Origin of the sequence: Microbacterium sp. APC 3901 (assembly GCF_030407765.1) — a bacterium.
GTDB lineage: Bacteria > Actinomycetota > Actinomycetes > Actinomycetales > Microbacteriaceae > Microbacterium.
This window is the reverse complement of sequence record NZ_JASDCU010000015.1, coordinates 37,718-63,488: the sequence shown is the minus strand read 5'-3', so window position 1 is coordinate 63,488 and position 25,771 is coordinate 37,718. Positions and strand designations below refer to the sequence as shown.

Here is a 25,771-nt window from a genome sequence, read left to right as displayed (position 1 = left end):
CGATACCGCGCGCGGATGAATGGCGCGCGCGGCGGGCGGGTCTCAGCTGCGGCCGGTACCCGGGCGCCACAGCACGACTTCGGCCGATCGACGGATGCGGCGGCCGCTGGGCATCGGGATGACGCCGGCGGATCCCGCGGCGAAGATGCGCCTGCCCGGACGGTTGTCGCGCTCGGCGCGCAGAGCGGCGTCGAGCTCGGCGACGCGGAGGTGCAGCATCCGGTTCTCGTCTTCGAGGTCGAGCAGCCGCGCGATCGCCGGAAGGCTGACGCCTTCGGATGACAGCTGAGCGACCTCGCGAAGTTGTTCGATGTTGCGGCTCGAGTAGCGACGAGAGCCGCCCGAGGTGCGTCCCGGAACCACGAGCCCGATGCGGTCGTACTGCCGCAGGGTCTGCGGGTGGAGCCCGGAGAGCTGGGCGGCGACGGCGATCGCGAACACCGGGGTGTCGGCATCCATCCGCTGGTCAGCCACAGTGGATCACCTCCTCCTCGGTGTTCGCGTTCGTCATAATCTTCTAGCGCCGAGCCTTCGCCATGAGGTCGGCACGCGGGTTCTCCGCCGGCTCGAGCGACTGGAACTTCTCCAGCGCCTCCCGAGCAGCCTCGTCGAGGTGCGACGGCACCGCGATCTGCAGCTCGGCGAGCAGGTCGCCCGTGCCCTTCGAGGTGGTGACGCCGCGACCCTTGACCCGCAGGACACGCCCTGAGGGGGTGCCGGGTGCGACCCGGAGCTTGACCGTGTCGCCACTGAGCGTGGGAACCTCGATCGTCGCGCCGAGTGCGGCCTCGGTGAAGGTCACCGGAACGACCACGCGCAGGTTCAGCCCCTCACGGGTGAACACCGGATGCGGTCGCACCGCGATCTGCACCACGACGTCGCCGTTCTCCCCGCCGTCCGGCGAGGGGCGGCCGCGTCCGCGAAGCCTGATCTTCTGCCCGTCGGCCACACCGGCGGGGATCTTCACCTTGAACGGCTTGCCGTCGTCCCCCTGCAGGCTGATGGTCTCACCCTGCACAGCGGTGGCGAAGTCGAGCGTGGTGCGCGCCGTGACGTCGGCGCCCTTCTGGGGCCCGCCGAAGCCGCGGTATCCGCCGGAGGTCTGCCCGAATCGGCCGGAGCCGAACGTGCCGCCCTGACCCTGATTGAACATCGCGAAGATGTCCTCGAAGTCGGCGGACTGCTGCTGCCCGCGCCCCTGCTGCCCGAACCGGCTGAAGACGTCTTCGAAGCCGCCTGCTCCCGCACCGCCCGCCGTGAAGCGTGCGCCCGAGCCCATGGCGCGGATCTCGTCGTACTCCTTGCGCTGTTCGGCATCCGAGAGCACCGAGTACGCCTCGCTGACCTCTTTGAACTTCGCCTCCGCCTTCTCGTCTCCCTGATTGGAGTCGGGGTGGTACTTGCGAGCGAGCTTGCGGTACGTCTTCTTGAGATCGGCGTCGCTGACGTCCTTCGAGACCCCGAGGATCTTGTAGAAGTCCTTGTCGAACCAGTCCTGGCTAGCCATCGATCACCTACTCTGCGGGTACGGCGACGACGACCTTCGCGGGACGCAGCTCGACGTCACCGAGGCGGTAACCCACCTCGACGACCTCGAGCACCGTGGTCTTGTCGGCGCCCGGGGTGGGCTGCTGGAAGATCGCCTCGTGGCGCTGGGGGTCGAATTCCTCGCCCTTCTCGCCATACGAGACGACACCGAGACGCTCGACGACCGTGCGCACCTTGCCGGCGATCACGGCGAAGGGCGTGCCCTCGACCAGATCACCGTGCTGAGCGGCGCGATCGAGATCGTCGAGCACGGGGATGAGGCCCTTGGCGGCCTCGCCCTTCGCGCGCTCGATCTCGACCTGCCGCTGCTCTTCGGTGCGGCGGCGGTAGTTGGCGTACTCGGCCTGGAGGCGCTTGAGGTCGTTCAGCAGCGCGTTCTCGGCGTCGGCGATCGCTGCATCCCCCGCAGCGGCCTCGGCCGTCTGGTCGGCGTTCAGGATGTCGTCGATCGTGAAGTCCGCGTCGTCAGAGCCTTCCGCAGCCCGGGCCTCGTCAGAGTCCGGGTTGTGCGGCGCGGGGCCGGATGCCTGAGCATCCGACCCCTCGCTGTGACCTTCGGCGGGCTCAGGAACCTGATTGTCGTCGAAGTTCTTGTCCGTCATGATTACTTCTTCTCGTCCTCGTCGTCGACGACCTCGGCGTCGATGACGTCCTCGTCGGAGGAGCTGTCATCGGCCGGAGCCTCGCCCGCGGCGTCGGCGCTCGGGGCGCCCTCTGCCTGGGACTGTGCGTAGATGGCCTCGCCGATCTTGCCCTGCGACTGGTTCAGCTTGTCGAACGCGGTCTTCACGGCCTCGTCGTCTTCGCCGGCCAGTGCCGTCTTGAGAGCGTCGACGTCGGCCTTGACCTCGGTCTTCACGTCTTCAGGCAGCTTGTCGTCGTTCTCGGTGATCAGCTTGTCGATCGAGTACGCGAGCGTCTCGGCCTGGTTGCGGACCTCGGCGGCCTCACGGCGCGCCTTGTCCTCAGCCGCGTGCTCCTCGGCCTCGCGCACCATGCGCTCGATGTCCTCCTTCGACAGCGACGAGCCGCCGGAGATGACGATCGACTTCTCGGTGCCGGTGCCCTTGTCCTTGGCGGACACGTGCACGATGCCGTTGGCGTCGATGTCGAACGTGACCTCGATCTGCGGGATGCCACGGGGAGCCGGGGCGATTCCGGTGAGCTCGAACGTGCCCAGCGGCTTGTTGTCGCGGGTGAAGTCGCGCTCGCCCTGGAAGACCTGGATCGCGACGGACGGCTGGTTGTCGTCTGCCGTGGTGAAGGTCTCGCTGCGCTTGGTCGGGATGGCCGTGTTGCGCTCGATGAGCTTGGTCATCATGCCGCCCTTGGTCTCGATGCCGAGGCTGAGGGGGGTGACGTCGATGAGCAGGACGTCCTTGCGCTCACCCTTGAGGACACCGGCCTGAAGGGCGGCACCCACGGCGACGACCTCATCGGGGTTGACGCCCTTGTTCGCTTCCTTGCCGGTCTCGCGCTTGACGAGCTCGGCGACGGCGGGCATGCGGGTCGAACCACCCACGAGCACGATGTGATCGATGTCGGCGACCTTGATGCCGGCTTCGCGGATGACATCCTCGAAGGGCTTCTTGGTGCGGTCGAGCAGGTCCTTGGTGAGGTCCTCGAACTTCGCGCGGGTGATGGTCTCGCTCAGCGACACCGGGCCCGACTCGGTCAGCGACAGGTACGGGAGGTTGATGCTGGTGCTGGTCGAGGAGGAGAGCTCCTTCTTGGCCTGCTCCGCAGCCTCCTTGAGACGCTGCAGGGCGATCTTGTCGCCCGAGACGTCGACGCCGGTGGTCTCCTTGAACTGCTTGATCAGGTGGTCGACGAGGCGCTGGTCCCAGTCGTCACCGCCGAGGCGGTTGTCACCTGCGGTGGAGCGCACCTGGATGGTCGAGAAGTCGTCGTCCTTGCCCACCTCGAGCAGCGAGACGTCGAACGTTCCGCCACCGAGGTCGAAGACCAGGATGAGCTCGTCTTCCTTGCCCTTGTCGAGGCCGTAGGCCAGAGCTGCGGCGGTGGGCTCGTTGATGATGCGCAGGACGTTGAGTCCCGCGATCTCGCCGGCCTCCTTGGTGGCCTGACGCTCGGCGTCGTTGAAGTACGCGGGGACCGTGATGACGGCATCCGTCACCGTGTCGCCCAGGTACGACTCGGCGTCGCGCTTGAGCTTCTGGAGGATGCGCGCGGAGATCTCCTGCGGCGTCCACTTCTTGCCGTCGACGTCGAACGTCCAGTCGGTGCCCATGTGGCGCTTGACGGATGCGATGGTGCGGTCGACGTTCGTCACGGCCTGGCGCTTCGCGGTCTCGCCGACGAGCACCTCGCCGTCCTTCGTGAATGCGACGACCGAAGGGGTGGTGCGGAAGCCCTCGGCATTGGCGATGACCTTCGGCTCGCCACCCTCGAGGACGCTGACGACGGAGTTCGTCGTACCGAGGTCGATTCCAACAGCACGTGCCATGTGATTCTCCTTAGTTGCTGAGGTTGATGTGGTTCTGGAAATCCGGGGCGATCAGGGAAACCTGAGTCGCGATGACTCAACTGTACTCCGACCTCCGGAGACTGTCAAATGAAGTTGATACGAACTGGCTCAACTTTATCCCTCGACCATCCGAGGTGGCAGACTGAGGCTGTGCGAACGCCTGACACGGACACCTACGATGTGCTCGTGATCGGCGGTGGTCCTGCGGGGCTGTCCGCCGCTCTCAACCTGGGGCGTTCGCTCATGCGCGTGCTGGTGGTCGACGCCGATCGTCCGCGCAACGCCGCCACCCTGAACTCGCACGGCTTCCTCACCCGTGACGGGGTGGCCCCGCACGAACTGCGCCGCATGGCCCGCGACGAGCTCGCCGCCTACCCCAACATCGAGGTGCGCACACGCGTCAGAGTGCTCGAGCTGAGCAGGGCGGATGCAGGATTCACGGCATCCATCGGCCGCAAGGACCCGACCGACGTCGTCGCCGCCCGATCCGTGCTGCTTGCGACGGGTCTGCACGAGACCCTTCCCGACGTCCCCAACCTGCGCGGCTTCTACGGCATCAGCCTCTTCAGCTGCGCGGCCTGCGACGCGTGGGAGCTCCGGGGGCGGCGACTCGCCCTCATCGGCGAGACGACTGACCTCGCCGACCGCGCCCGACTCATCTCGCGGTGGACCGAGAGTCTCACCGTCTTCACCCTCGGCGCAGAAACGGTCACGCCCGAGGAGGAGGCCGAGCTCGCCGCGTCCGGAGTCGCCGTGCTGCGGCTTCCGATCGCCGAACTCGTCGGAGACCGCGGGCGCATCGAGGCGATCAGACTGACCGACGGCACCGTCGTGACCGTCGAGGGCGGATTCGTCAGGCCCGAATGGGAGACCGATCTGTCGTTCCTGCACGGCTTCGCACCCGCGATCGACCGCGACGGGCACCTCATCACCGATCGGTCGGGCCGCACCGACATCCCTGGTCTGTATGCCGCCGGCGACGCCGCGATCCCCGGCCCCCAGCAGCTGATCGTCGCAGCCGGCGCCGGCGCGAGGGTCGCGTCGGTCATGGTGCACGACGCGGTCGGCATCGCCACGGCGCACTGAGTCGGCCTCCCCACCCGCCGACTAGGCTGACCGGCATGACACGCACCTCGCAGGTCTCTCCGCTGGTCCGCCTCGCCGCCGTGTCGGCGGTCGCCCTGGCAGTGCTGCCGCTGAGCGGGTGCCTGTATGCGCAGATCCCCGTGAACGCTCCCGACGGCGACGGCCCCGATCCCTGCCCGACCGCGATCCCGTCTGAGGAGCCGTCTGAGGAGCCCTCGGGCGATCTGCCCTCGACCATGACCTTCGCCGACGGCGCCGACATCCCCGCGGCGGCGTACATCCAGTGGGGCGACGGATTGATCGCCGACGACGGCTGGAAGATCGTCAAGCCGGACGACGGCAACGGAGGCTGGACCTACGGCACGCTCGACGACACCTGCACGGCCCAGTTCTGGCAGGGTCTCATCCCGGATGTGCCGACGGTGACCGGCGATGACAGCGTCAGCTCGGATGCCATGCTCGCCGTCATCCTCGGCGAGGCGGATGCCGCCGCGATCACGCCGCTGTCGACGACCGGGGCGTTCAGTTATCAGGTCGGCGGCAACACCGACGTCGAGAATCGCCAGGTCGTCGGCGAAGAGGCCGACCGTCAATGGGCGATCGCCGCCCGAGCCTTCACCGCGACGGGGGTCGGGCTCTACGTGATCGTCGACTGCACCGGCGGCGACATGCAGACCACGATGGCCGAGGTCATCGACAAGAACGCCGTCGTCATCCAGTGACGCCGCGCGCCCGGAACCCGCTCCGTTGAGGTCACGCGGAACTCACCAGCCGCCGGACGGGCCTCACTTTCCGCCGGGCGGGCCTCACCTGCCGCCGGACGGGCCTCACTTTCCGCCGGGCGGGCCCACGAGCAGCAGGATCACATACAGCGCGACGATGCCGACGGCGAGCAGGACGGCCAGAACCCACGGTCGGCGCAGGAACCAGCGCATGAGCCGGTCGTACCAGCGCGCATCGCGCGGATCCTGCGTCTGCTCCAGTCGCCACGCGCCCGCCAGGCGACCGGTGCGGTGCAGCCAGATCTCCATCGGGATCGTCGCGTAGGGGACGATGGCGCTCGCCACGGCGAGGACGGCGACGCCGAGGTGCCAGCGCTGATTGAGCGCGACGAGCACCGCGGTCGCGGCGTATGCGAGGAACACGAAACCGTGGATGCCACCGCCGATGGTGACGACCACGCCGGGAGCGCCGACGGCACGGGCGATGATCGCTGAGATCAGGATGGTCCAGGTGATCGCCTCCGCGATCGCGAGAACACGGAACAGGCGGTCGGGTGTGCGGAACACGGGACTCCTCGGGTGGGGGTCCGTCCAGCGTATCCGGAATAGCCATGCGTTCCCGGGCGTTGCCGAAGGCATGGTGACCGTCGACTCCGCAGCCCTCGGGCACGTGCTCGACTCCGTCGACCTCCGCGTCGGCACAGCCCGCCGCGCCGCCCTCACCGCCGGCGGCCTGCTGCCGATCCCCTCGGGCTCGGCCACCCTCGTCTACATCGCCTCGGGCTCGGTGCACGGGCATCCGCCGCTGACCACCGGATGCCGACTCGACGTCGACCGCGCAGCGCAGATCGTGACCGTGGACGATCGCCCGCTGCACGCGAACCTGGTCGCCGGAGACGCATTCCTGACGCTCGGCCGTGCATCGATCGCCCTCGAGGCCGACGAGGTGACCGACCTCGTCGTCGTCGACCTCGAGTTCTCCGACAGCGCCGCGATGATCGCCGCGCTCCTTCCCGATCCGATCACCGTCATGTCGTTCGCGGCACTCGAACCCGCTGCAGCCGCACTCGCCGGAAGCATGGGACCCACCGATCCCGCCACGTGCCCCTCACGCCAGGGCGATCCGGTGATCTGCCGGATGATGGCGCAGACCGTGCTGCTCTCGGTGATCCGCGCGTGGGCGGCGAACGGCTGCGCGCCGGCCGGCTGGCCCTCGGTGTCGAAGGATCCTTTCCTCGATCGCGTCGTCGAGGCGATCCATGAGCAACCAGGGCGCGACTGGACGGTCGAGCGCCTCGCGAGCGTCGGGGCGATGTCCCGCTCGGTGTTCGCCGAGCGGTTCCGCCGCGCGATCGGCCGCTCGCCCGCCGACTACGTCACCGAGGTGCGCGTCGACGCGGCGAAGCGGATGCTGAGTGAGGGGCGCTCGGTCAGCGAGACGTCGCGTGAGCTGGGCTACGCCTCGGACGAGGGGTTCAGCCGCGCCTTCCGCCGCCGCACCGGGATGACTCCGTCGACCTGGCGGGCGTCGCAGCTGACCGCGGTCCCGGCGTAGACGCCCCGGTCAGGCGAGCTTCGCCGCAGCGATGCTCCTACGGTTCGACATGCCGAACAGCACGGCGCCGACCAGCAGCGACGCCGCCCCGAGCACGTAGACGAACTCCACGTCGAGGGTGTCGACGAGCAGTCCGCCGACGCCCGCGGCGATCGTGATCGCGCCCTGGAACCCCACCACGACGAGGCTGCCTCCGGCTTCGAGGCGGTCGGGCGTGCGGTGCCCCACCCATGTGTTGATCACGAGCAGCCACGACGAGAAGAAGAAGCCCCAGACGAGCACGACGATCGCGATGCCGAGCACCGAGCCCGACAGGAAGATCATCGACAGCACCGACGCGGCGATCACCAACGGGGCGAACACCGCGAAGAACCCGAACGTGCGGTCGATGAAGAATCCGAGCCCGAGGTTGCCGGCGAGGCCTCCGACACCGAAGAGCGCGAGCAGCAGGATGATCGTCGAGGCGTCGACCTCGGGGATGCGTTCGAGCGCGAGTCGCACGTACGTGTAGGCGAGGAAGTGGCCGAGCACGACGAGCACGTGCCCGACCATGCCGAGCCCGATGCCCGGACGACGCAGGGTGTCGACGAGGAGCCGGATGCTGGCCCCCTGCTCGGCCGGGACCGACGGGAGCATGAACCGCAGCGCGACGGCCAGCAGCACCATGAGCACGCCCGCGATCGCGAACACCGTCTGCCAGTCGACGATCTCACTGAGCATCACGCCCAGCGGCACGCCCGCGACCGTGGCGAGCGAGACGCCGGCCGAGGTGAACATGACGCCCCGCCCGAGGTGCTCAGGACCCGCCAGGCGTGCGGCGACGGTGATCGACATCGCCCAGAAGGCGCTGATCGCAGCCCCCAGCAGGAAGCGCGCGAGCAGCACGATGATCAGGTTGGGCGCGACCGCGACGATGAGGTTCGACACGGCGGCTGCGAGCGCCATCCAGACGAGAAGCGAGCGACGGTCGAGGCGGGGGAAGATCAGCCCCACCGTCGGCGCGACGATCAGGCCGACGAGCGCGGTGACCGTGACGGTCTGACCGGCCTGGCCGGGGGTCACGCCGAGAGCGTCGGCCATCTCGGTGAGCACGCCGTTGGGCAGGAACTCGGCCGTGACGAGCAGGAAGCCCATCAGCATCAGCACGATGAGGCCGCCATAGCGGATGCTCTCGGTGCGGGCGGTCGTCACGGGTACGGGCGCGGTCGTCGTCATGGTTCCACGCTCGCAGGTGAGGGGCATCGGCGCCCGACGCGGCGTCTTCGGCATCCGACCATTCGTCCGGACCACGCGGCGTCATATGCATGAGGGAGGTGTCCCGGAGGAGGGCACCCCGCGCGGCGCGCCGTCACCGTCCGTTCACCGGGCGCCGCCAGACTGCGAACATGAGCGATTCCTCCCAGAGCAGCGAGGTGCCCGAGCCCGCTGCGACGGCGAACAGCGGCGCAGTAGGCGTGATCGGCCTCGACCTGCGGGGCGAGACACCCGCGCCGAAGAAGCAGGTCTATTCGTGGGCGCTGTGGGACTGGGCGACGCAGCCCTTCAACACCGTCATCCTCACCTTCATCTTCACGGCGCTGTACCTCACGACCGAGGCGTTCCTTCCGGCGGAGATCGCGGGCCTCGATGCGAAAGACCCGATCCGCGAGGCGGCCGAGGCAGACCTCGCCTCGGGTCTGGGGCTCGGGTCGACGATCGCCGGCATCGCGATCCTCCTGATCGCGCCGGTGCTGGGCCAGCGCGCGGATGCTGCAGGCCGCCAGAAGCTCTGGCTCGGAATCGGCACCGGAGCTCTCATCGCCTGCATGTTCGGCCTCTGGTTCGTCGAACCGACGCCGACGCCGACGCTGTTCTGGCTCGGCGTCGCGCTGATCTCGGCGGGATCCGTGTTCGGGGAGATCGCCGCGGTCAACTCGAACGCCATGCTGATCGGCATCGCGAACCCGAAGACCGTGGGGCGCATCTCGGGACTCGGCTGGGGGTTCGGCTATATCGGGGGCATCCTCGCGCTGGTGCTCGTCGTCATCTTCTACATGTTCGACTGGTTCGGCCTGCCCGATGACGCGGGTCTGCCGTTCCGCATCATCGCTGTCGCGTGCGCGATCTGGGCGATCGTCTTCTCGATCCCGATCTTCCTCAACGTGCCCGAGCCGTCGCTCGGGCGCCCCGAGCGCAAGGTGGGCTTCTTCGCCTCGTACGGCCTGCTCGTCAAGGATGTCGTCGGCCTCTACCGCAACCCCGACACCCGTCAGACGTTCTGGTTCCTGCTGTCGAGCGCCGTGTTCCGCGACGGCCTCGGCGGCGTGTTCGCCTTCGGTGCCGTGATCGCCAGCCAGGTGTTCGACTTCGGCTTCCTCGATCTCGTGATCTTCGGCATCGCCGCCAACCTCATCGCGGGCGTCTCGACGATCATCGCCGGCCGCTACGACGACCGATTCGGGCCGAAGCGGATCATCCTCCTCTCGCTCGCCGCGATGGTGATCGCCGGACTCGCGGTGTTCTTCCTGGTGGATGCCGGAACGGTCGTCTTCTGGATCGGCGGCCTGGTGCTGTGCGCCTTCGTCGGCCCCGCCCAGGCGGCGTCGAGGTCGTTCCTCGCCCGCATCACGCCTGCGGGGCGCGAGGGCGAGATCTTCGGCCTCTATGCGACGACAGGGCGCGCGGCGAGTTGGATGGCATCGGGGGCGTGGACCCTGCTGATCGTGCTCTCGGGCTCGACCTCGTACGGGATCCTCGGCATCGTGCTGGTGCTGGTCGCCGGCTTCCTGTTGCTGCTGCCGGTGAAGGCGACGCAGCGGGGCTGAGCGCAGATGCGGGAGTAGCCTGACCGCGTGACGGTCATCATCGCTTTTCTCGCCAACATCCTCGTCGCGATCGCCAAGACGATCGCGGCGGTGATCACGTCTTCGGCGTCGATGGTGGCGGAGGCTGCGCATTCGTGGGCGGACGCCGGCAACGAGGTGTTCCTGCTCATCGCCGATCGGCGGGGCGCGAGGGTGAAGGATGAGCGGCATCCGCTCGGGTACGGACGCGCGGCGTTCGTGTGGTCGTTGATCGCGGCGTTCGGGATCTTCACCGCCGGCTCGATCGTGTCGATCATGCACGGCGTGCAGGAGCTGTCGGAGGCCGGGCCCGTCGAGAGCCCCGCGGTGGCATACACGGTGCTCGGCATCGCCTTCGTGCTCGAGGGGGCATCGTTCACGCAGGCGATGGTGAAGTCGCGGCGACTGGCGCGCGAGCGCGGATCGTCGACCTGGGACTATGTGCTCGAAACCAGCGATACGACACTGAGGGCGGTGTTCTTCGAGGACATGGCCGCGCTGATCGGGCTGGCGATCGCGGCCGGTGCGATCGCGATGCACCAGATCACCGGGGTCGCCACGTGGGATGCCGTGGGCTCGATCCTCGTCGGAGTACTGCTGGGTGTGGTCGCGATCATCCTGATCCGCCGCAACATCGCTTTTCTCGTGGGGTCGAACGCGTCGCCCGCACTGCGTGATCGGGTCGGCCGCGCGCTGCTTTCGTCGGCGCAGATCCAACGTCTCACCTATCTGCACATCGAGTACGTGGGCCCGAACCGGCTCTTCATCGTCGCCGAGGTCGATCTGACCGGCGATGCCCGCGAACACGATGTGGCCAGGAGTCTGCGCGCGATCGAACAGCAGATCGAAGCGCACGCGGCCGTCGAGACAGGGGTGCTGTCGCTGTCGGTCGACGACGAGAAGTCGCTGGAGTTCGGCGCGCCAGCAGACGCAGGCGCAGGCGTGTCCGCGCCCGCGCCGCGCACGTCGTAGGCCGATCATCCGGCGCGAGCGAACGCCGACGCACTGCCGACTCCTGCTCGTTCGAGGCTGAGTCGCGGGGCGCGCCACCGTTGTTCCGGGTCCCACCACCGGGGCCCACGCACGTGAGGGATACCGCCGTCCATCCGGATCTCCCACCCCGAGGTCCCTAGGGAGCGATGGTGCCACCAGCACAACGGAACACCGTTGTCCGTATGCGTCGGCCCACCGCGGGAGTGCTCGGTGACGTGGTGGATCTCGCACCATGACGCAGGAACGTGACACCCCGGAATCAGACACTCCTTGTCGCGCGCGACGATCGCGCGCCGTTGATGCACCGAGAACACCCGGTCTGTGGTCGTGATCCCGATGATGCGGCCCTCGTCGAACAGCACACGCTGGATCGTGCCCACGCATCCGACATGAGCGGCGACTCCGAGAGGCACCTGCCGCCATGCTCCGCTGGCGCTCGCATGGCCGGTGCCCTGTGCGAGATCCTTCGCCTCGACAGTCACGACCAAGGTCGGAGACGCGCCGCCGAGAGTCGGCATGTCGCGGTGCCGAGCGGCGATCGCGACGGCAGCCGCGAGGGCGTCGTGCCGCTTCTGGGCCGCCGTGCGACCATCGATGACGAACCGAGGATCCGAGTTGAACGGGTCGACGTCTTCCGTCGCTCCGGGATCACCGCCCGCATCGAACTCTTCGCCCGCCTCGGGCTCTTTGCCCGCCTCGAACTCTTCGCCCGCCTCGGACTCTTTACCGGCCTCGGAGCAGGAGAACGTCACGCCCGGATTCGGCGGGCCATCGCCCTTCGGATTGTTCTGGGCATCGAGGATCAGCTCGATCTGGGCCGCGACCTCGGGCGTGAGCCATCCCTTGATCGACCGCAACCCGTCTCGCAGGCGACCGATCGTGATGCCGCGCCTGCGGGCCGGCTCATCGCCGGGCTCATCTCCGTCGGGGTCGAGCAGCGCCGCCAGCGTCTCAGCGAGGAACGTCAGCTCGTCAGTGGTCGGCGCCGGGCCGCGGATCTCTTCGCCGGCCGCTGTGTGCCGGATACCCCGGGCCGCGTCGGCGAGACACCGATCTGCACGGAGCCGCTCGTCGACGCTGATGCGATCGGAGATCTTCTCGATCGGTCGCGTCGCCGCGAGCATGCCCGCCAAGCTCAGGGCGCCGTCGAGCATCGCCTCGCGCAGTGCCGGCCACCTCGCCGGCAGCCGCTCTCCTGAAACCAGACTCACACCGCGGCGGACCAGATCGACGACCTTGCCCACTCGAGTCGCACCGGCCACGTCGGTCAGGACGGTGCGCTGCAGCAGCTCGCTCTGCGTGCGACAGCCGGCAGCGTGTGGGAAGTCCGTCGCGTCGCCGGTCGCGAGCGTCTCGACGAGGAGAGCCTCTACGCGTCGCGATGCCGCTCCGGCCACCTGCAGCAACTCCACGCGCTCGGAGTCGGACAGCCCCGCGAGAGCATCGTCGGAGAGCGCTCGATCGAGGTCGGACACGACCTGATCGAGGAGAGCTCGGCTACGGGATGACATACCTTCATCAAACCCGCGGCCTCAGACATTGCGAGCCCGAATTGCCGCTCTTTTAGCCCAGATCAGATCTATATTCCGGAACACTGATGCAAGGTATCGGGATGCCGATGAGCGCGAATCCGCACCGGGCAGCAGAGCCGGGCTCCAGCCCCTTGGCACCAGCCCTCAGCACCAGCCCTCGTCACCAGCCCTCGCCACCGGGCATCAGGCATCAGCCACCGAGCCCCGTCACCACACCCCAGGAACTCGAACCGCTCCGGGCTCACCGCTCCCAGTTGTCAGCGAGCTTGTTCAGCAGCGTCGCGAGCTGATCGCGCTCATCGTCGGTGAATGAGGCCAGCGCCTTTCCGAGAGCCTCTCGTCGCTCGCCCCGCATGCCGCGAGCGACCTTGCGCCCGTCGTCGGTCAGAGCGATGCGGGTGCGTCGCGCATCGTCGGGGTCCGCCTCGCGGCGCACGAATCCGTGTGCGACCCCCTGCTGCACGAGCCTCGACGCCCGGGGCTGGTCGACGCCGATCGCCGCGCCGAGATCGCTGACGCTGAGCGGGGCGGATGCCGCGGCGAGCGCCTCGAGCATCCGCAGGCGAGCCGGTCCGCCGAAGCGTCCGGACGGGTCGTTCATCCACGGCGGCATCCCCGGGCGCCCAGGGCGTCCGTGACCGCGATGCCCGTGGTCGGCGTGGTCGGCGTGATCAGCGTGGTCAGGGTGGTCGACATGGCCCGAGCGATCGGCATGATCGGAGTGCGGCCCGCCGTGCCACCCATGCGGACCCCCCATCCCTCTCGGATCGCGCCCACGCTCGCCGGGACGTCGCCCCCGCAAGCGCGACAGGGCGCGGGCTATGGCCTCGGCGGGGTCGTTCTCTTCGGCACTCACCGTTCGATTTTACATGCGACTTGACATGGATCGTCACTGCATGTCACACTACATACACATGCATAGTGACAAGCACATGCCCCATGACATCGAAGGACTTCACTCATGAACACCTCTGACACTCAGAACACAGACACCACCTCCCGCCCCTTCGGCTACTGGCTGAAGGCCGTCGACCGCCTGATGGCGGCCGAGTTCGCCTCCGCATTCGAGAGCGAGCACGCCAGCCGCCGCGACTGGCGGATCCTCAACATCGTCGATGGCACCGCACCTGCCCGTCGCCCCCTGAATGCCCACAAGCTGCACGGCCTGGTCGAGCGCGGCTGGGTCGTCGCCGACGGCGACGGCTGGACGCTGACCGACGACGGCCGTGCCGCCAAGGAGCGCCTCGGCGGCATCGTCGACGGCATCCGCGCCAAGGTCACCGACGCCGTGAGCCCCGAAGACCTCGACACCACGCTGACCTCGCTCGAGCAGATCGCCCGCGCGTTCGGCTGGGACGAGGAGACTACGCTCCCCCGCGGACGCGGTCGTCGCCACGGATTCGAACCCCGCGGCTTCGGTCGCGGATTCGGCGCCGACCACGGGTTCGGTCCGGGCTTCGGCCCGGGACGCGGCTTCGGTCGCCGCCACGGCCGCCCGTTCGGACGCGGTCGCGGCTTCGCACCCGGGTTCGGCTCCGAACACGAACACGAGCACGGAGCGGATGCCGAGCGTCGCGACCACGACTGCGGACACCGCGGGCACTCGGGGCACGACCGCTTCGCGGGCGCGCACGATCGTGCACACCACGGTCACGCAGACGGCGGTCGCCCAGACCACGGCCGCGCTGACCACGGCGACCAGCACGGCCGACACTCAGGGCCCCGCCACGGCGAGCACCGCGTAGCCCGCGCGGCGCAGCACGCCTACGAGCGCGGTTTCGACGCCGGCTTCACCCGGGGTCGCGACGCCTGACGGCATCCGACTCTCGAAACGCCCCCTCCGACTGCGGTCGGGGGGCGTTTCTGCATTCCTTCACGAGCGATCCCGCTGCGGGGTCGAAAACGCACCCGAAACTGCGGAAGCGGGTGCCTTTCTGACCCCGCTACGCCCCAGGAGGCTTAGCGACCTCGCCACGCTCCAGGTGCTTTATCGACCTCGCCACACTCCAGGTGCTTTATCGACCCCGCAGGAGTTCCGGTCGGAGCAGTGCGGATGCGCCGAGGACCTCGACACCGAGCAGATGACCGTGCTCGTCGAAGTCGAGGAACAGCTCGCCCGCGATGCTATCCGGCAGGTCGACCGGGACTGTCCGTGCGACCCCACCATCGACGATCGGTGCGCCGATCGTCACGTAAGCGGCATCGACCTCGGGGTCGTATCTCAGCTCACGCATGCCACAGCGACACGGCGATCGCGCCGGGCTCACCGGCCGACAACGCGAAAGGCACGTTCGTGCCGAGGTAGATCGCTCCGGCGATCGCCGCCCCGAGCAGCACGATGAGGAACACGAAGATCACCACCGAGAACGCACCGTATCCGCCGGATGTCGGCGCCTCGGGCGCGACCGACGGCTGCGCCCAGTCGTCTGCCACCGGCGCAGGCTGGTCGCCCGTGAGGATCGCCGGCTTCGGCCGCGATCGGCGCGTCGACGGAAGCATCGCCTCCGGCGGAGGCGGCGGGATCACCGCATCCGGAATCGCAGACTCAGCCGGAGGCGGCGGGATCACCGCATCCGGAATCGCAGACTCAGCGGGAGGCGGGGGAATGACAGCATCCTCCGGTCGGATGTACGGATCTCTGCTGTCACCGCTCATGTCAGCCCCCTACGGCTCCGACGTCGGTCGTGCCGACGTCCGTCTTGTGGAAGTTCTGGAACGAGCGGGATGCCGTGGGCCCGCGCTGTCCCTGGTAGCGGTTGCCGTACGGCCCGGAGCCATACGGGTTCTCTGCCGGAGAGGTCAGCCGGAAGAAGCAAAGCTGCCCGATCTTCATTCCGGGCCACAGCTTGATCGGCAGCGTCGCGACGTTCGCGAGCTCGAGCGTCACGTGCCCCGTGAACCCGGGGTCGATGAACCCTGCGGTCGAGTGCGTGATCAGCCCCAGACGGCCGAGCGACGACTTGCCCTCGAGGCGGGCCGCGATGTCATCGGCCAGCGAGACCTGCTCGAACGTCGCGCCGAGCGCGAACTCTCCCGGGTGCAGGATGAACGGCTCGTCTGGATCGACCTCGATCAGTCGAGTCAGCTCCGGCTGATCGACCGACGGGTCGATGAACGGGTACTTGTGGTTGTCGAACAGCCGGAAGTAGCGGTCGAGGCGCACGTCGATGCTCGACGGCTGGATCATCTCCGGCTCGTGCGGGTCGAGACCGATGTGGCCGGAGGCGAGTTCTGCTCTGATGTCGCGGTCGCTGAGAAGCACGGCCCCAGCCTAGTCACCACACGCCGCCGGCACTTTGGCCATGGCGGATGGGGCGGGGTAGGCTTGCGTTCACCCGCTCTTCGGATGCGGGTACGGGGCTGTAGTTCAATGGCAGAACTTCTGCTTCCCAAGCAGATAGCGCGGGTTCGATTCCCGTCAGCCCCTCCGTATGTGACGCCACGCTCACTGTTCCCGCGATGCGCTCGGACACCTCCTCAGGGATCCATCACGGGTTCGCCGGCGCGTGATCGAGGGTGATGACGAGCTTCCTCGCCGATACGCCGCGGCGAAGGGTGTCGATCGCTTCTTGGATGGCCGGAAGCCCGTGTCCTGCGATGTGGGCCTCCGGGTAGAGCTGGTGGCTGCCCGAGGCGAGAGCGGCAGGAAGATACCCGCCCCAGACGGCCGGCCCCACGGGAGAGGTGGCGATGGCGCTTCCCCAGATGAACGTTGCCCTGATGCCGCGAGTGCGACTGCGCACCTGCATGAGCGCCGTTCGCGTTCCGAGCGTCACGAAGAGGCGGATGCGGGCGAGGGAGAGGCCGCCACGGCGGGGTTGTTCGTAGAACGAGACGGGAGGGCTCGCCATCGCGATCCGTGTGGCGCCGGTGGCGCGCGCGATCCTCAGGCAGGGCTCGGCCGACCCCACCGCGACGGCGAGTATCCCCGCCACCGCGGAGCCGCCCACCGCTTCGATGATCCGATTCGCCGCTTCCGGGTCGCGATAGTCGAAGGCGGCTTCTGCTCCCAGCCGCCTCATCCAGTCATGGTTCTTCACCGAGGCTGTCGTGATGACGCGATAACCGGCTGCTCGGGCGAGCTGGATCGCATTGCCTCCGACAGCTGTCGCGCCGCCCCAGATCACGACGACCTCATCGCGATGCGCCGCGTCCCCGAGACGGGAGCAGTCCAGTCCCAGCTGCTCCTTCTCGAACAGCCCGGCCGCCGCTGTGGACACCGCCAGCGGCAGGACGGCAGCGTCCTCGAAAGCGGTGGTGGCCGGCAGGGCCGCGGCCAGGCTCGCGTCGACGGCGACGTAGGTCTGGAAGCCGCTCTCGGAGACGGCATCCCGACCCTTCTCCAATCCCATCGCATACGCCACGACGCGGTCTCCGACGACGAAGTCGTCCACGCCCGCTCCGGTCTCGACGACCACGCCCGCGACGTCCTCCCCGAGGATCACCGGGTAGCGCAGCCATCCGTACATCACAGTGCCGTTGGACTGGATGATCGCGTCGAGCGGATTCACCGCTACCGCGTGCACCGCGAGCAGCAGCTGCCCCGCCCCCGGCTTCGGCATCGGGGCATCTCGAATCGTCAGGTCCGCATAGGCGGAGTCGATCCACGCCGCAGTGTTGTCGCTCATTCTTCTGTTCTCCGAATCTGATGACATCTCGTGTCATCACGCTCGAGCTTACGACAGTTCGTGTCATCATTGCTCTATGCCTCGTTGGTCACCGGATGCCGCATTGCGGCTGGAAGCCGCGGCGATGAACCTGTTCACCGACCAGGGGTACTCGGGAACCACGGTTCCCCAGATCGCCGAGGCGGCGGGACTCACCACACGGACGTTCTTCCGCCACTTCTCCGACAAACGCGATGTGCTGTTCCTCCGAGATCGCGAGTTCCCTCGCGCCGTGAGCGACTTCATGGAGTCCATCCCGCACGAACGCGGCGGGACGGCCACCGTGCGCGCCGGCCTCGCAGCCGCATGCCGAGGCCTCCAGGACTGGCGAGAGCAGATCGCCCGTCGACGCAGCATCATCCGCAGCGAACCCGCGCTGCACGAACGCGATCTTCTGCGCAGTCACTACCTCGCGCGCGCCATCGAACAGTCACTGGACCAGCGCGGCATCGCCCCTGAGCACGCACACACTTTGGCCGCCCTCGCCGTGACCTGTTTCGACCTCGCGATGGACCGATGGCTGGAAGGCCCCTCCGATCTCTCGCTCGAGAATGCCCTGACGGCAGTGTGGACCGACATGCAGGGATGGATCGACGGGTGACATCGCCCCCATCGCATTCGGCTGGACACCGACGGGAGGTTGCCGAGACGTCGGCTGGCCGAGACAGCAGTGTCTGCGCCATCCGATTCCTCCTCGGCTCCGAACAGATGCAGATGGGCCCGTTCTCGCGCGCCCGAGAGGAGTTCCGATGATCGAGTCGTCGACCCCGCCGCATGCCGACCTCGACGGGTATCGCAACGTCACCGACCTGCTGGTCGCACGCGCGGCCGCAGCTCCCGACCACGTCGCCTTCGAGGTCACGGGAGCGAATGCCGGTGACGCGTGGCGCCCGATCACGACGCGCGAGTTCCTCGACCAGGTGCGCGCTCTGGCCAAGGGCTTCATCGCCCAGGGTGTGCGAGCCGGTGACGCGATCGCGATCATGGCGCCGACGCGCTACGAATGGGCGGTCGCCGACCTCGCCTCCTGGTTCGCCGGCGCCGTCGTCGTGCCGATCTACGAGACGTCGTCGCCGTCGCAGGTGAACGCCATCGTCGCCGATGCCGGCGTGCGTCTGGCGATCGGCGGCACCACGGCGCACGCGGTGCTCCTGCAGGCGGCGCTCGCGCAGACCGAGCGGATCACACTCGGCGCCTGGACGATGGACGCCGCGGCATCCGGCACCCTCTCGGACCTGGTGGCGCGCGGCGCCGAGGTCACCGACGACGAGGTCGAGGCGCGACGGACCTCCGCCACGCAGGACGACCCGGCGACGATCGTCTACACCTCGGGAACCACGGGCGAGCCCAAGGGCGTCGTGCTCACCCACCGGAACTTCCTCGGTCAGGTGCTGAACATCGCCGCCGCGTATCGCGAGATCGTGAACGAAGACGGCAACACCGTCATCTTCCTGCCGCTCGCTCATGTGCTCGCGCGCGGGCTCCAGCTGATCTGCCTCGCCAGCGGCATGCGCATCGCGCACCTCTCCGATCCTTCGACGGTCGTCGCAACCCTCGACACGCTGCGCCCGACGTTCCTGGTCGTCGTGCCCCGAGTACTGCAGAAGATCCAGGCGGCGGCGGCCGCCAAGGCTGCCGACAAGGGCCTGTCGGGAGTCTGGGCGAAGGCCTGCTCGACCGCGATCGCCTGGGGCCACCGCGCCGAGCGGATCGACGCCGGACGCCGTATCTCGAAAGACCTGGGGCTCAGCCTGCGGCACCGCTTCTTCGACGCCCTCTTCTTCCGCCGCCTCCGCTCCGTGATGGGCGGGCGGGTCGGATACATCCTCTCGGGCGGAGCAGCGCTCGATGCCGATCTCTCGCTGTTCTTCCGCGGCATCGGGGTTCCCGTCATCGAGGGCTACGGACTCACCGAGACGACGGCGCCCCTCACCGGCAACCTGCCCGGTCGCATCGCCTCCGGGAGCGTCGGCTCACCGCTGCCCGGGCTCACCGTGCGCATCAGCGACGAGGGAGAGGTGCTCGCGCGCGGCATCGGCGTCTTCAGCGGCTACCGCAATCCGGCTCATGACGAGGAGGCCTTCGTCGACGGCTTCTTCCGCACCGGTGACCTCGGGCGACTCGACGATCAGGGACGGCTGATTCTCGACGGCCGCCTCAAAGACGTGATCGTCACCTCGAACGGCAAGACGATCGTGCCGACACGGTGGGAGAACGCGGTCGAATCCGACCCGCTCATCTCGCACGCGGTGATGGTGGGTGAGGGCAAGCCGTATCTCTCGGCTCTGCTCGTGCTCGACCCGGAGCAGACCCTGACGTGGGCGGACGCCCAGGGCGTCAGCATCCCTCCGATCGCCGACGCGGACCTTCGCGCCGTGACCGACCCGACGCTGCGCACCCGCTTGCAGCAGGCCGTCGACGCCGCCAACGCGCTCGTGGCTCGCAGTGAGCAGGTGCGCCGGTTCAGCGTGGTCTTCGCCGACCTCGACGACCGCGCGCTGGTCACGCCGACCATGAAACTCAAACGGAGCGTCGTGCTCGATCGCGCCGCCGTCACCGTCGAAGACCTGTACCTCTGAGAAGCAGAAAGAACACGATGTCCTCCCCCACCTCCTCCACCCCCAAGTCTTCGCGCTCGTCGCTGATCGCGATCATCGTCGCGCTCGTCATCGGAGCCCTCGTGGCTCTCGCGGGCAGCCAGGGCGGCGCGACGATCGGCGGCATCCCGCTGTTCGCCCTCGCCGTCGCCGCGGCGTTCGCCATCCAGGTGATCGCGTTCATCCCGGCGATGATCCTGCGCACCGAGCGGTTCTTCGACCTCACCGGCAGCCTCACCTTCCTGGCGATCTCGGTCGCGCTCGTGCTGCTGACGCCCATGCCCGACGCGCGCAGCTGGATCCTCGCCGCGATGGTGATCCTGTGGGCCGTGCGTCTCGGGTCATTCCTCGCCCTGCGCGTGCACAAGGCCGGATCCGACGGCCGCTTCGACGAGATCAAGGGCTCCCCCGTCCGCTTCCTGCAGGTGTGGGTGATCCAGGGCGCGTGGGTGTCGATCACGGCGGCAGCCGCGTGGATCGCGATCAGCACGGATGCCGCGGCACGCGCGCCCTTCGGGTGGCTCACCGTCGTGGGCATCGTGGTGTGGCTGCTCGGCATGACCATCGAGATCGTCGCCGACGCGCAGAAGTCTGCGTTCCGCGCCGACCCGAAGAACAAGGACGAGTTCATCCGCACCGGACTGTGGTCGCGCTCACGGCACCCCAACTACTTCGGCGAGATCGTCATCTGGGTGGGCGTCTTCCTGACCGCCGCACCCGTGCTCGCCGGGTGGCAGTGGGTCGCGATCCTGTCGCCGCTGTTCGTGATCCTGCTGCTCACCCGCGTCAGCGGCATCCCGCTGCTCGAGGCGCGCGCCGAGAAGAAGTGGGGCGACCGTGCCGACTACGTCGAATACCGCGAGAACACTCCCTCATTGATACCGCGCCTCACTCGCCCCGCCGTGCGGGAGCGAGCTGCGTAACCGCCCCACGGGCAGTAGCACTCGGTGACCCTGCGTCGCCGATTCACCCCTCGCTACCCGAGCAGCCACTGCTGCAGCGGATACACGAAGTACAGAAGCGAGAAGGCCTCGTAGATCGCTCCGATGATGAGCAGGGCGAGGGCGGGAATGCTGAGCCAGCCGATGTGCTGGATGCCGCGCAGGTACCCCTGGCGCCGGTTCTTCGCTTCGACCGCCTGCGGGCGCAGCCAGTACTTGCCCAGGAGGAACGCGCCGAGCAGCAGCAGGATGTACGCCTGCAGCTCGATCACCAGGGTCAGCGAGTGTGGGATCAGGGCGACCCATCCCTCCGACGTGGCGGGGACGAGGGTCACGCCCGTGGTGACCGACCAGATCGCGAAGGTCGCGAGTCCGAGGAACGGCACAGCGAGTGATGGCAGCAGGATCGTGAGCGCACCGAGCCGAAGGGTGTTGACCGCCAGGATCGTGAGCGCGAAGAGCCAGGGGCTGCTGATCAGCGAGGTGACCAGAGCCGCCGTGCCGTCGTCCTGCATCGCCTGCTCACGCGCGGCGACGAGATCCGGGAAGAGGAGCCCCACGATGAACCCGATCACGAACGTGCCGTAGGCAAGGGCGTTCAGGAGCAGGTAGACGCGCAGATTCTCACGGACGATCTGGGCCGGCTTGCGGAAGAGCTTCACAACGATACCTTTCGACGACTAACACGGCGTGTTAGTTGTGGACGCCGACCACGCTAACACACCGTGTTGGCGCGTGTGAGGGAGAATAGGAGGATGACGGTCGATCCGAGCACCATGCACACCAGGGATCGCATCCTGCAGACGGCCCTGACGATGTTCGGCGAGAATCCCGGCGCGAAACTCAGTGTGCGCGCGGTCGCAGCGCGCACAGGGGTGAGTACCGGCTCGCTGCGGTTCCACTTCCCCACGCAGCGGGCGCTGCTCGACGAGGTGCTGCGCATCGTCTACGAGGTCATCGCGCCAGACGACCCCATCCACGACGAGACGCTCGCACCTCGGGAACGGCTTCTCGCCTGCCTGCGTCAGGTACTCGCGCCCTCAGGAGTCGGCGAACAGGCCAGGCACGCCGCGACGCTGCTGCACCAGACCTTCATCGAACCCGAGCTCACCGGCGAGCTGCGCGACGCCTATCTCGCGAACGAGCGCGCGGGGCAGCGCCGCGTCGAGCACTGGCTCTCGGTTCTCGGCGAGGAGGGCTCGCTGCCGCCGGGCGACGATGTGCGGCGCGCACGTTTCCTCAACACGGTGCTCGCCGGGCTCGCGCTCGAGAGGGCGCTGCCGTCGGACGAGTCGATCCTGACATCGGAGACGAACACGCTCACGATGGCCGTCGATGCCGTGTTCACCGGCGCGAGCTCACCTGCTGCGGACTGATCCGCTCTCGGCCGTGCCGAGCACTCGCCTCACGCGAAGTCCAGCTCACCCCGCACGATCGAATCCCCCGAGTGCGCCGGATCGCCGTCCACCGGCTCGAAGGAGATGTCGACCAGGCGGTACTCGTCGAGGTCGACGCCGTCGGGCACACGGAATGTGCCGGATGCGTCATCGAGCACGCCGAGGCTGATCAGCGCCTGCCCGTCTTCGCGGATCAGCCACACCTCGCGGTAGTCGCCGTCTGCGAGCTCATCGCCTTCGAGCGTCACCGTGAGCGTGCGCCGGCCATCGCCGTCGTCGTCGATCTCGGCCTGCCCGACCGCGTCGGGGTGATCGGGGAACGCCGCGAGCTCGGCCGAGGCGATCACGGCCGACGGCGGCGTCAGCGAGCGGACGATCCAGACACCGGCGCCGATCGCGACGACGAGCGCCATCGACGCGGCGAGGATCCAGACGGATGCGGAGGAGCGACGACGCGAGCGTGTGCGAGCGCGATGCCGCGGGGGTTCGGCATCCACCGCATCAGGTTCGGAAACCGGCTCGGGCTCGGGAATCGACTCGGACTCGGGGATCGACTCGGACTCTGACTCGGCCCCCACGGACGCGGGATCGGCCTCGACCGCATCGCTCAGCCTGAGCTCTCCGTGTATCCGCGACCATACGTCCGCCGGCGGAGCCTCGAGGTCGCCCTCGACGACGCTGGATCGCGCCACCAGCGCGACCCTGGACATGTCGGCGACCTCTGCCGCGCAGGACTCGCACTCGACGAGGTGCTGCATGTCAGCGTCGGAGCCGGCGGGTTCACCCATCGCGATCAGGGCGATCTTCTCGTCATCGAGATGTGACATGGTTCACCTCCAATCGGTCGCGCATTCGGGCAAGGCTTCGGCGGATATGGCTCTTCACGGTGCCGAGCGGCATCCCCATTCTGCGTGAGATCTCTTCGTGGGTCAGGTCATCGTAGAAGGCCAGTCGCATGACCGCCTGGGCATCGGGCGCGAGCTGCTGCAGCTCGCTGGACAGCAGGAGGGTCTCGGACAGGTCGATCGATTCGGACACGAGCGCGTCCGGCGGGGTGAGGCGCTCCATCTCGGCCTGCAGCTGCTGCACCTTGGCCCGCGCCTCGAACGTGTCGGCGATCCGGCGCCGGGCGATCGTGATCAGCCAGGTCGACAGACGCGCCTTCGACGAGTCGTAGCCGGCGCGCGAGTTCCAGGCCGACACGAAGGTGCGCTGCGTGACATCCTCGGCATCTCCTCGGTCGCCGAGCGAGCGCAGAGCAAGCGTGAAGACGACGGGCGACCAGCGTCGGTAGAGCTCCGCGAGCGCCTGCTCGTCACCCGCGACGAAACGGCGATCGAGCGCCGCCTCGGCTTCGGTGGTCTCATCCACCCGGAGTCTCCTCTCCATGGTGATCACCCCGCCTCATCGCGGGACCGCCACAGCCACCACGTTATCGCGATAGTGGCCCGTCTGGCTGTCGAAGGGGCCGCCGCACGTCACGAGCACCAGGGCGGAGGGCCCGCCGCGCTCGAAGAGCTCGGCAGTCGGGAGCGCAGCCTTCTCGTAATAGGTCAGCGACTCGACCACGAACTCGCGACTCGTGCCGTCGGCCGCGGTGATGCGCACGGTCTCGCCTGCGGGCACGTCCCGCAGGCGAGCGAGCGGTCCGATCGGATAGTCGACCGCGTCGACGTGCGCTGCGATCAGAATCCGGCCACTCGTGCTCGTGGCATCCGCCCCGTATCTGTACCACCCGGCGATGGCCGGGTCGACGGGCAGCTCCATCTGTCCGGTGTCGGCCACCCCGACGTCCGTCACCGGCATGTCGACGGCGAGCGACGGGATGGCCAGACTCACGGGAGCGACGGACGCGACCGGGGTGGGGAGAGCACCCGGCCGCACCTCGACGTCTCTCGTGGGAGTGGGAGGGACGGGCGGTGGAGTCGTGGGGGGCGACTCCGTGGAAGGAGGGAGATCCGCGCCCGCCCCTCCCGGTGTGCATGCCACGAGGCACGCCGCGGTGACCAGGGCGCCGAGCGTCAGGATGACGCGGCGCAGACCGGACTCTCGCGGCGTGCCTCGGAGCATCAGCGCACCGTCTGGCGACGACGGACGATCAGGCCCGCACCCACGGCGGCCGAGATCGCCAGCGCGACGAGACCCGCCGAGAGAAGCGTGGTCACCGATGCGTCCTGCTGGGCGAGGTAGCCCGCGGTGCCCGAGGGCACTCCGTCGGGGTTGGAGTGCAGACCCGAGATCGTCTGCGCGGCGATCGCGAGGTTGCCGTCTTCGGCACTGCCCCAGGCGTAGACGATCGTGTTGACGCCCTCTTCGATCGCGACGTCAGCCGGGCCGATGACCGGGTCGGTCGTACCCGTGAGCGCCACGGCGGCCGACACGGTGCCCGCGGGAAGGTCGAGCTTCGCCTCGTTCGGGTTCGTGAGGTTCTCGATCACGGGCGAGCCGCCGGCGAGGATGTCGACCGCGGGTGCTGCGGCCGTGTGGCGCACCGTCAGTCGACCCTGACCGGGTGCCGTCTGCGAGATGTCGTTCGTGAAGAGGTTGAGGCCCGGTTCGCCCGCTTCGGTCAGGTGCGCCACCGCAGTGTAGTTCGCGCCTGCGTCGAGAGCGATCGTCGCGGGTCCGAGGATGGGAGCGCTCGCGTCGGCGGCGTCGGGAGCCGTGAGGGCGACCTCGTATGAGCCGGCCGGCAGCTCGAGCGGACCGGCCAGGTCGCCGGGGGTGAAGTCGTCGAGGGTCAGCTCGCCGTTGACGTACACGTCGACCGGGGTGTCGGGGATCGCGTGCAGCACCGAGAGCTGGGCTGACTGGGTGGTGGCGGCGCTGGCCGGCAATGCCAGGCCGAGAGCGGTGATCATTCCGACGGCGAGGCCGGCGGCGACTGTCTTGCGCATCTGTTCCTCCTATACCCGGACCGCCCTGCGCGGCCCTTCATAGGAGTTGTTCTCCGGGAACCGGGGTTTTGGATGCAGGTGGATGAGGATTCTTCTCAGATCGCTTCCTGACCCGTCATTCTGCTCTCGCGGCGCGCTTCGCCTCCTGGAAGACACGGATCGCCTCGTATCTCTCGGCCGAGCGCGCCTGTCGCTTCTCGCGCTGCTCGTCACGGTTCTTCGGAGGTGCGGTCGTCACGAGACCGTCGAGCAGCTGCCGTACGGAGCGCTCGATCTCGGCGACAGCCCGGTCGAAGACATCCTGGTTCGCCCGCGACGGTGCGTTCGCGCCCGAGATCTTGCGCACGAACTGCACGGCGGCCTCGTGGCACTCGACGTCGGTCGCCGGCGGCTCGAGATTGTTCAGCGGGATGATGTTGCGGCACATGACTGTCAGGCTAGATCGCTGAGCGCGGGAGTCAAGAGGCTGTGGCGGCACGACGACCTCCGCCCCATCCTTTCGATCAGCCCCGCCCCTACTCGTCCG

The 25,771-nt window shown here is 68.4% G+C and carries 29 protein-coding genes and 1 tRNA gene; 11 read left to right on the top strand and 19 right to left on the bottom strand.

All coding sequences use genetic code 11. The features are described 5' to 3' along the window. Positions 1-42: 42 nt before the first annotated feature. The 4 genes from QMA07_RS14230 to dnaK are packed head-to-tail and all read right to left on the bottom strand — an operon-like array spanning position 43 to position 4,015. On the bottom strand, positions 43-459 hold the full coding sequence (locus QMA07_RS14230; protein ID WP_290163006.1) for a MerR family transcriptional regulator: 417 nt from the start codon (positions 457-459) through the stop codon (positions 43-45). A gap of 58 nt (positions 460-517) precedes the next feature. Beyond that, positions 518-1,507 (bottom strand): DnaJ C-terminal domain-containing protein, encoded by a 990-nt coding sequence (locus QMA07_RS14225; protein WP_290162958.1) that lies wholly within the window; start codon positions 1,505-1,507, stop codon positions 518-520. Positions 1,508-1,514: 7 nt separating this feature from the next. Further along, positions 1,515-2,150, bottom strand: coding sequence for a nucleotide exchange factor GrpE (locus QMA07_RS14220; RefSeq protein ID WP_042536839.1), 636 nt, complete (start codon positions 2,148-2,150; stop codon positions 1,515-1,517). Positions 2,151-2,152: 2 nt separating this feature from the next. After that, positions 2,153-4,015: a molecular chaperone DnaK gene (gene dnaK / locus QMA07_RS14215; RefSeq protein ID WP_140038354.1), complete on the bottom strand. Its 1,863-nt coding sequence runs from the start codon at positions 4,013-4,015 to the stop codon at positions 2,153-2,155. A gap of 171 nt (positions 4,016-4,186) precedes the next feature. On the opposite strand from dnaK, the gene QMA07_RS14210 reads away from it, so the two are divergent. After that, positions 4,187-5,122 carry an NAD(P)/FAD-dependent oxidoreductase gene (locus tag QMA07_RS14210; protein ID WP_290162954.1) on the top strand — a complete coding sequence of 312 codons (936 nt, stop codon included), beginning with the start codon at positions 4,187-4,189 and terminating at the stop codon, positions 5,120-5,122. Between the two features lie 35 nt (positions 5,123-5,157). Next, a complete protein-coding gene (locus tag QMA07_RS14205; RefSeq protein ID WP_290162952.1) occupies positions 5,158-5,844 on the top strand; it encodes a hypothetical protein in 687 nt (228 codons plus the stop codon). Between the two features lie 105 nt (positions 5,845-5,949). Here QMA07_RS14205 and QMA07_RS14200 read toward each other — a convergent pair whose 3' ends face one another. Next, positions 5,950-6,411 (bottom strand): DUF3817 domain-containing protein, encoded by a 462-nt coding sequence (locus QMA07_RS14200; RefSeq protein WP_290162950.1) that lies wholly within the window; start codon positions 6,409-6,411, stop codon positions 5,950-5,952. Positions 6,412-6,481: 70 nt separating this feature from the next. On the opposite strand from QMA07_RS14200, the gene QMA07_RS14195 reads away from it, so the two are divergent. Beyond that, positions 6,482-7,399 carry an AraC family transcriptional regulator gene (locus QMA07_RS14195; RefSeq protein WP_290162948.1) on the top strand — a complete coding sequence of 306 codons (918 nt, stop codon included), beginning with the start codon at positions 6,482-6,484 and terminating at the stop codon, positions 7,397-7,399. Between the two features lie 9 nt (positions 7,400-7,408). Here QMA07_RS14195 and QMA07_RS14190 read toward each other — a convergent pair whose 3' ends face one another. Then, entirely contained in the window at positions 7,409-8,614 is a 1,206-nt protein-coding gene (locus QMA07_RS14190) for an MFS transporter (RefSeq protein WP_290162947.1), read from the bottom strand. A gap of 170 nt (positions 8,615-8,784) precedes the next feature. Between QMA07_RS14190 and QMA07_RS14185 the strand changes: the two genes are divergently transcribed. Then, positions 8,785-10,203 (top strand): MFS transporter, encoded by a 1,419-nt coding sequence (locus tag QMA07_RS14185; RefSeq protein WP_290162945.1) that lies wholly within the window; start codon positions 8,785-8,787, stop codon positions 10,201-10,203. A gap of 27 nt (positions 10,204-10,230) precedes the next feature. Beyond that, a complete protein-coding gene (locus tag QMA07_RS14180; RefSeq protein WP_290162943.1) occupies positions 10,231-11,193 on the top strand; it encodes a cation diffusion facilitator family transporter in 963 nt (320 codons plus the stop codon). Between the two features lie 5 nt (positions 11,194-11,198). Here QMA07_RS14180 and QMA07_RS14175 read toward each other — a convergent pair whose 3' ends face one another. From QMA07_RS14175 to QMA07_RS14165, 3 genes are all read right to left on the bottom strand, one after another. Next, a complete protein-coding gene (locus QMA07_RS14175; RefSeq protein ID WP_290162942.1) occupies positions 11,199-12,725 on the bottom strand; it encodes an HNH endonuclease signature motif containing protein in 1,527 nt (508 codons plus the stop codon). Positions 12,726-12,987: 262 nt separating this feature from the next. Continuing rightward, positions 12,988-13,347: a MarR family transcriptional regulator gene (locus QMA07_RS14170; RefSeq protein ID WP_290162940.1), complete on the bottom strand. Its 360-nt coding sequence runs from the start codon at positions 13,345-13,347 to the stop codon at positions 12,988-12,990. Further along, positions 13,344-13,490, bottom strand: coding sequence for a hypothetical protein (locus QMA07_RS14165; protein WP_290162938.1), 147 nt, complete (start codon positions 13,488-13,490; stop codon positions 13,344-13,346). The genes QMA07_RS14170 and QMA07_RS14165 overlap by 4 nt, the downstream gene beginning before the upstream one ends. A gap of 217 nt (positions 13,491-13,707) precedes the next feature. On the opposite strand from QMA07_RS14165, the gene QMA07_RS14160 reads away from it, so the two are divergent. Beyond that, positions 13,708-14,559 (top strand): hypothetical protein, encoded by an 852-nt coding sequence (locus tag QMA07_RS14160; protein WP_290162936.1) that lies wholly within the window; start codon positions 13,708-13,710, stop codon positions 14,557-14,559. A 202-nt stretch (positions 14,560-14,761) separates the two neighbouring features. On the opposite strand, the gene QMA07_RS14155 is transcribed toward QMA07_RS14160, so the two are convergent. The 3 genes from QMA07_RS14155 to dcd are packed head-to-tail and all read right to left on the bottom strand — an operon-like array spanning position 14,762 to position 16,008. Next, a complete protein-coding gene (locus QMA07_RS14155) occupies positions 14,762-14,980 on the bottom strand; it encodes a DUF2283 domain-containing protein (RefSeq protein WP_290162934.1) in 219 nt (72 codons plus the stop codon). After that, positions 14,973-15,401 carry a hypothetical protein gene (locus QMA07_RS14150; protein ID WP_290162932.1) on the bottom strand — a complete coding sequence of 143 codons (429 nt, stop codon included), beginning with the start codon at positions 15,399-15,401 and terminating at the stop codon, positions 14,973-14,975. The genes QMA07_RS14155 and QMA07_RS14150 overlap by 8 nt, the downstream gene beginning before the upstream one ends. Position 15,402: 1 nt before the next feature. Further along, positions 15,403-16,008 (bottom strand): dCTP deaminase, encoded by a 606-nt coding sequence (gene dcd, locus QMA07_RS14145; protein WP_042536862.1) that lies wholly within the window; start codon positions 16,006-16,008, stop codon positions 15,403-15,405. Between the two features lie 94 nt (positions 16,009-16,102). Here dcd and QMA07_RS14140 point away from each other — a divergent pair. Then, positions 16,103-16,173 (top strand) — tRNA-Gly (locus tag QMA07_RS14140). Positions 16,174-16,234: 61 nt separating this feature from the next. On the opposite strand, the gene QMA07_RS14135 is transcribed toward QMA07_RS14140, so the two are convergent. Continuing rightward, positions 16,235-17,374 carry a zinc-binding alcohol dehydrogenase family protein gene (locus QMA07_RS14135; protein ID WP_290162928.1) on the bottom strand — a complete coding sequence of 380 codons (1,140 nt, stop codon included), beginning with the start codon at positions 17,372-17,374 and terminating at the stop codon, positions 16,235-16,237. A 76-nt stretch (positions 17,375-17,450) separates the two neighbouring features. On the opposite strand from QMA07_RS14135, the gene QMA07_RS14130 reads away from it, so the two are divergent. The 3 genes from QMA07_RS14130 to QMA07_RS14120 all read left to right on the top strand — a co-directional run bounded on the left by QMA07_RS14130 (position 17,451) and on the right by QMA07_RS14120 (position 20,933). After that, positions 17,451-18,014, top strand: coding sequence for a TetR/AcrR family transcriptional regulator (locus QMA07_RS14130; protein WP_290162926.1), 564 nt, complete (start codon positions 17,451-17,453; stop codon positions 18,012-18,014). A 148-nt stretch (positions 18,015-18,162) separates the two neighbouring features. After that, on the top strand, positions 18,163-19,992 hold the full coding sequence (locus QMA07_RS14125) for an AMP-dependent synthetase/ligase (RefSeq protein ID WP_290162923.1): 1,830 nt from the start codon (positions 18,163-18,165) through the stop codon (positions 19,990-19,992). 17 nt (positions 19,993-20,009) lie between these two features. Next, positions 20,010-20,933, top strand: coding sequence for a DUF1295 domain-containing protein (locus QMA07_RS14120; RefSeq protein WP_290162922.1), 924 nt, complete (start codon positions 20,010-20,012; stop codon positions 20,931-20,933). A 53-nt stretch (positions 20,934-20,986) separates the two neighbouring features. Here QMA07_RS14120 and QMA07_RS14115 read toward each other — a convergent pair whose 3' ends face one another. Continuing rightward, positions 20,987-21,613: a stage II sporulation protein M gene (locus tag QMA07_RS14115; RefSeq protein ID WP_290162920.1), complete on the bottom strand. Its 627-nt coding sequence runs from the start codon at positions 21,611-21,613 to the stop codon at positions 20,987-20,989. A gap of 93 nt (positions 21,614-21,706) precedes the next feature. Here QMA07_RS14115 and QMA07_RS14110 point away from each other — a divergent pair, with 93 nt between their 5' ends. After that, positions 21,707-22,327, top strand: a complete 621-nt coding sequence (locus QMA07_RS14110) for a TetR/AcrR family transcriptional regulator (RefSeq protein WP_290162918.1) — start codon at positions 21,707-21,709, stop codon at positions 22,325-22,327. A 29-nt stretch (positions 22,328-22,356) separates the two neighbouring features. Here the strand turns inward: QMA07_RS14110 and QMA07_RS14105 are convergent, their stop codons facing one another. From QMA07_RS14105 to QMA07_RS14085, 5 genes are all read right to left on the bottom strand, one after another. Beyond that, entirely contained in the window at positions 22,357-23,175 is an 819-nt protein-coding gene (locus QMA07_RS14105) for an anti-sigma factor (RefSeq protein ID WP_290162917.1), read from the bottom strand. Then, positions 23,159-23,719 carry a sigma-70 family RNA polymerase sigma factor gene (locus QMA07_RS14100; RefSeq protein WP_140038378.1) on the bottom strand — a complete coding sequence of 187 codons (561 nt, stop codon included), beginning with the start codon at positions 23,717-23,719 and terminating at the stop codon, positions 23,159-23,161. Before QMA07_RS14100 ends, QMA07_RS14105 begins: the two co-directional genes overlap by 17 nt. A gap of 33 nt (positions 23,720-23,752) precedes the next feature. After that, entirely contained in the window at positions 23,753-24,187 is a 435-nt protein-coding gene (locus tag QMA07_RS14095) for a class F sortase (protein ID WP_290162915.1), read from the bottom strand. 230 nt (positions 24,188-24,417) lie between these two features. Continuing rightward, positions 24,418-25,245, bottom strand: coding sequence for a DUF4397 domain-containing protein (locus QMA07_RS14090; RefSeq protein WP_290162913.1), 828 nt, complete (start codon positions 25,243-25,245; stop codon positions 24,418-24,420). A gap of 115 nt (positions 25,246-25,360) precedes the next feature. Then, complete coding sequence (locus QMA07_RS14085; protein WP_290162912.1) at positions 25,361-25,672, bottom strand: DUF2277 domain-containing protein; 312 nt, start codon at positions 25,670-25,672, stop codon at positions 25,361-25,363. Positions 25,673-25,771 lie beyond the last annotated feature (99 nt).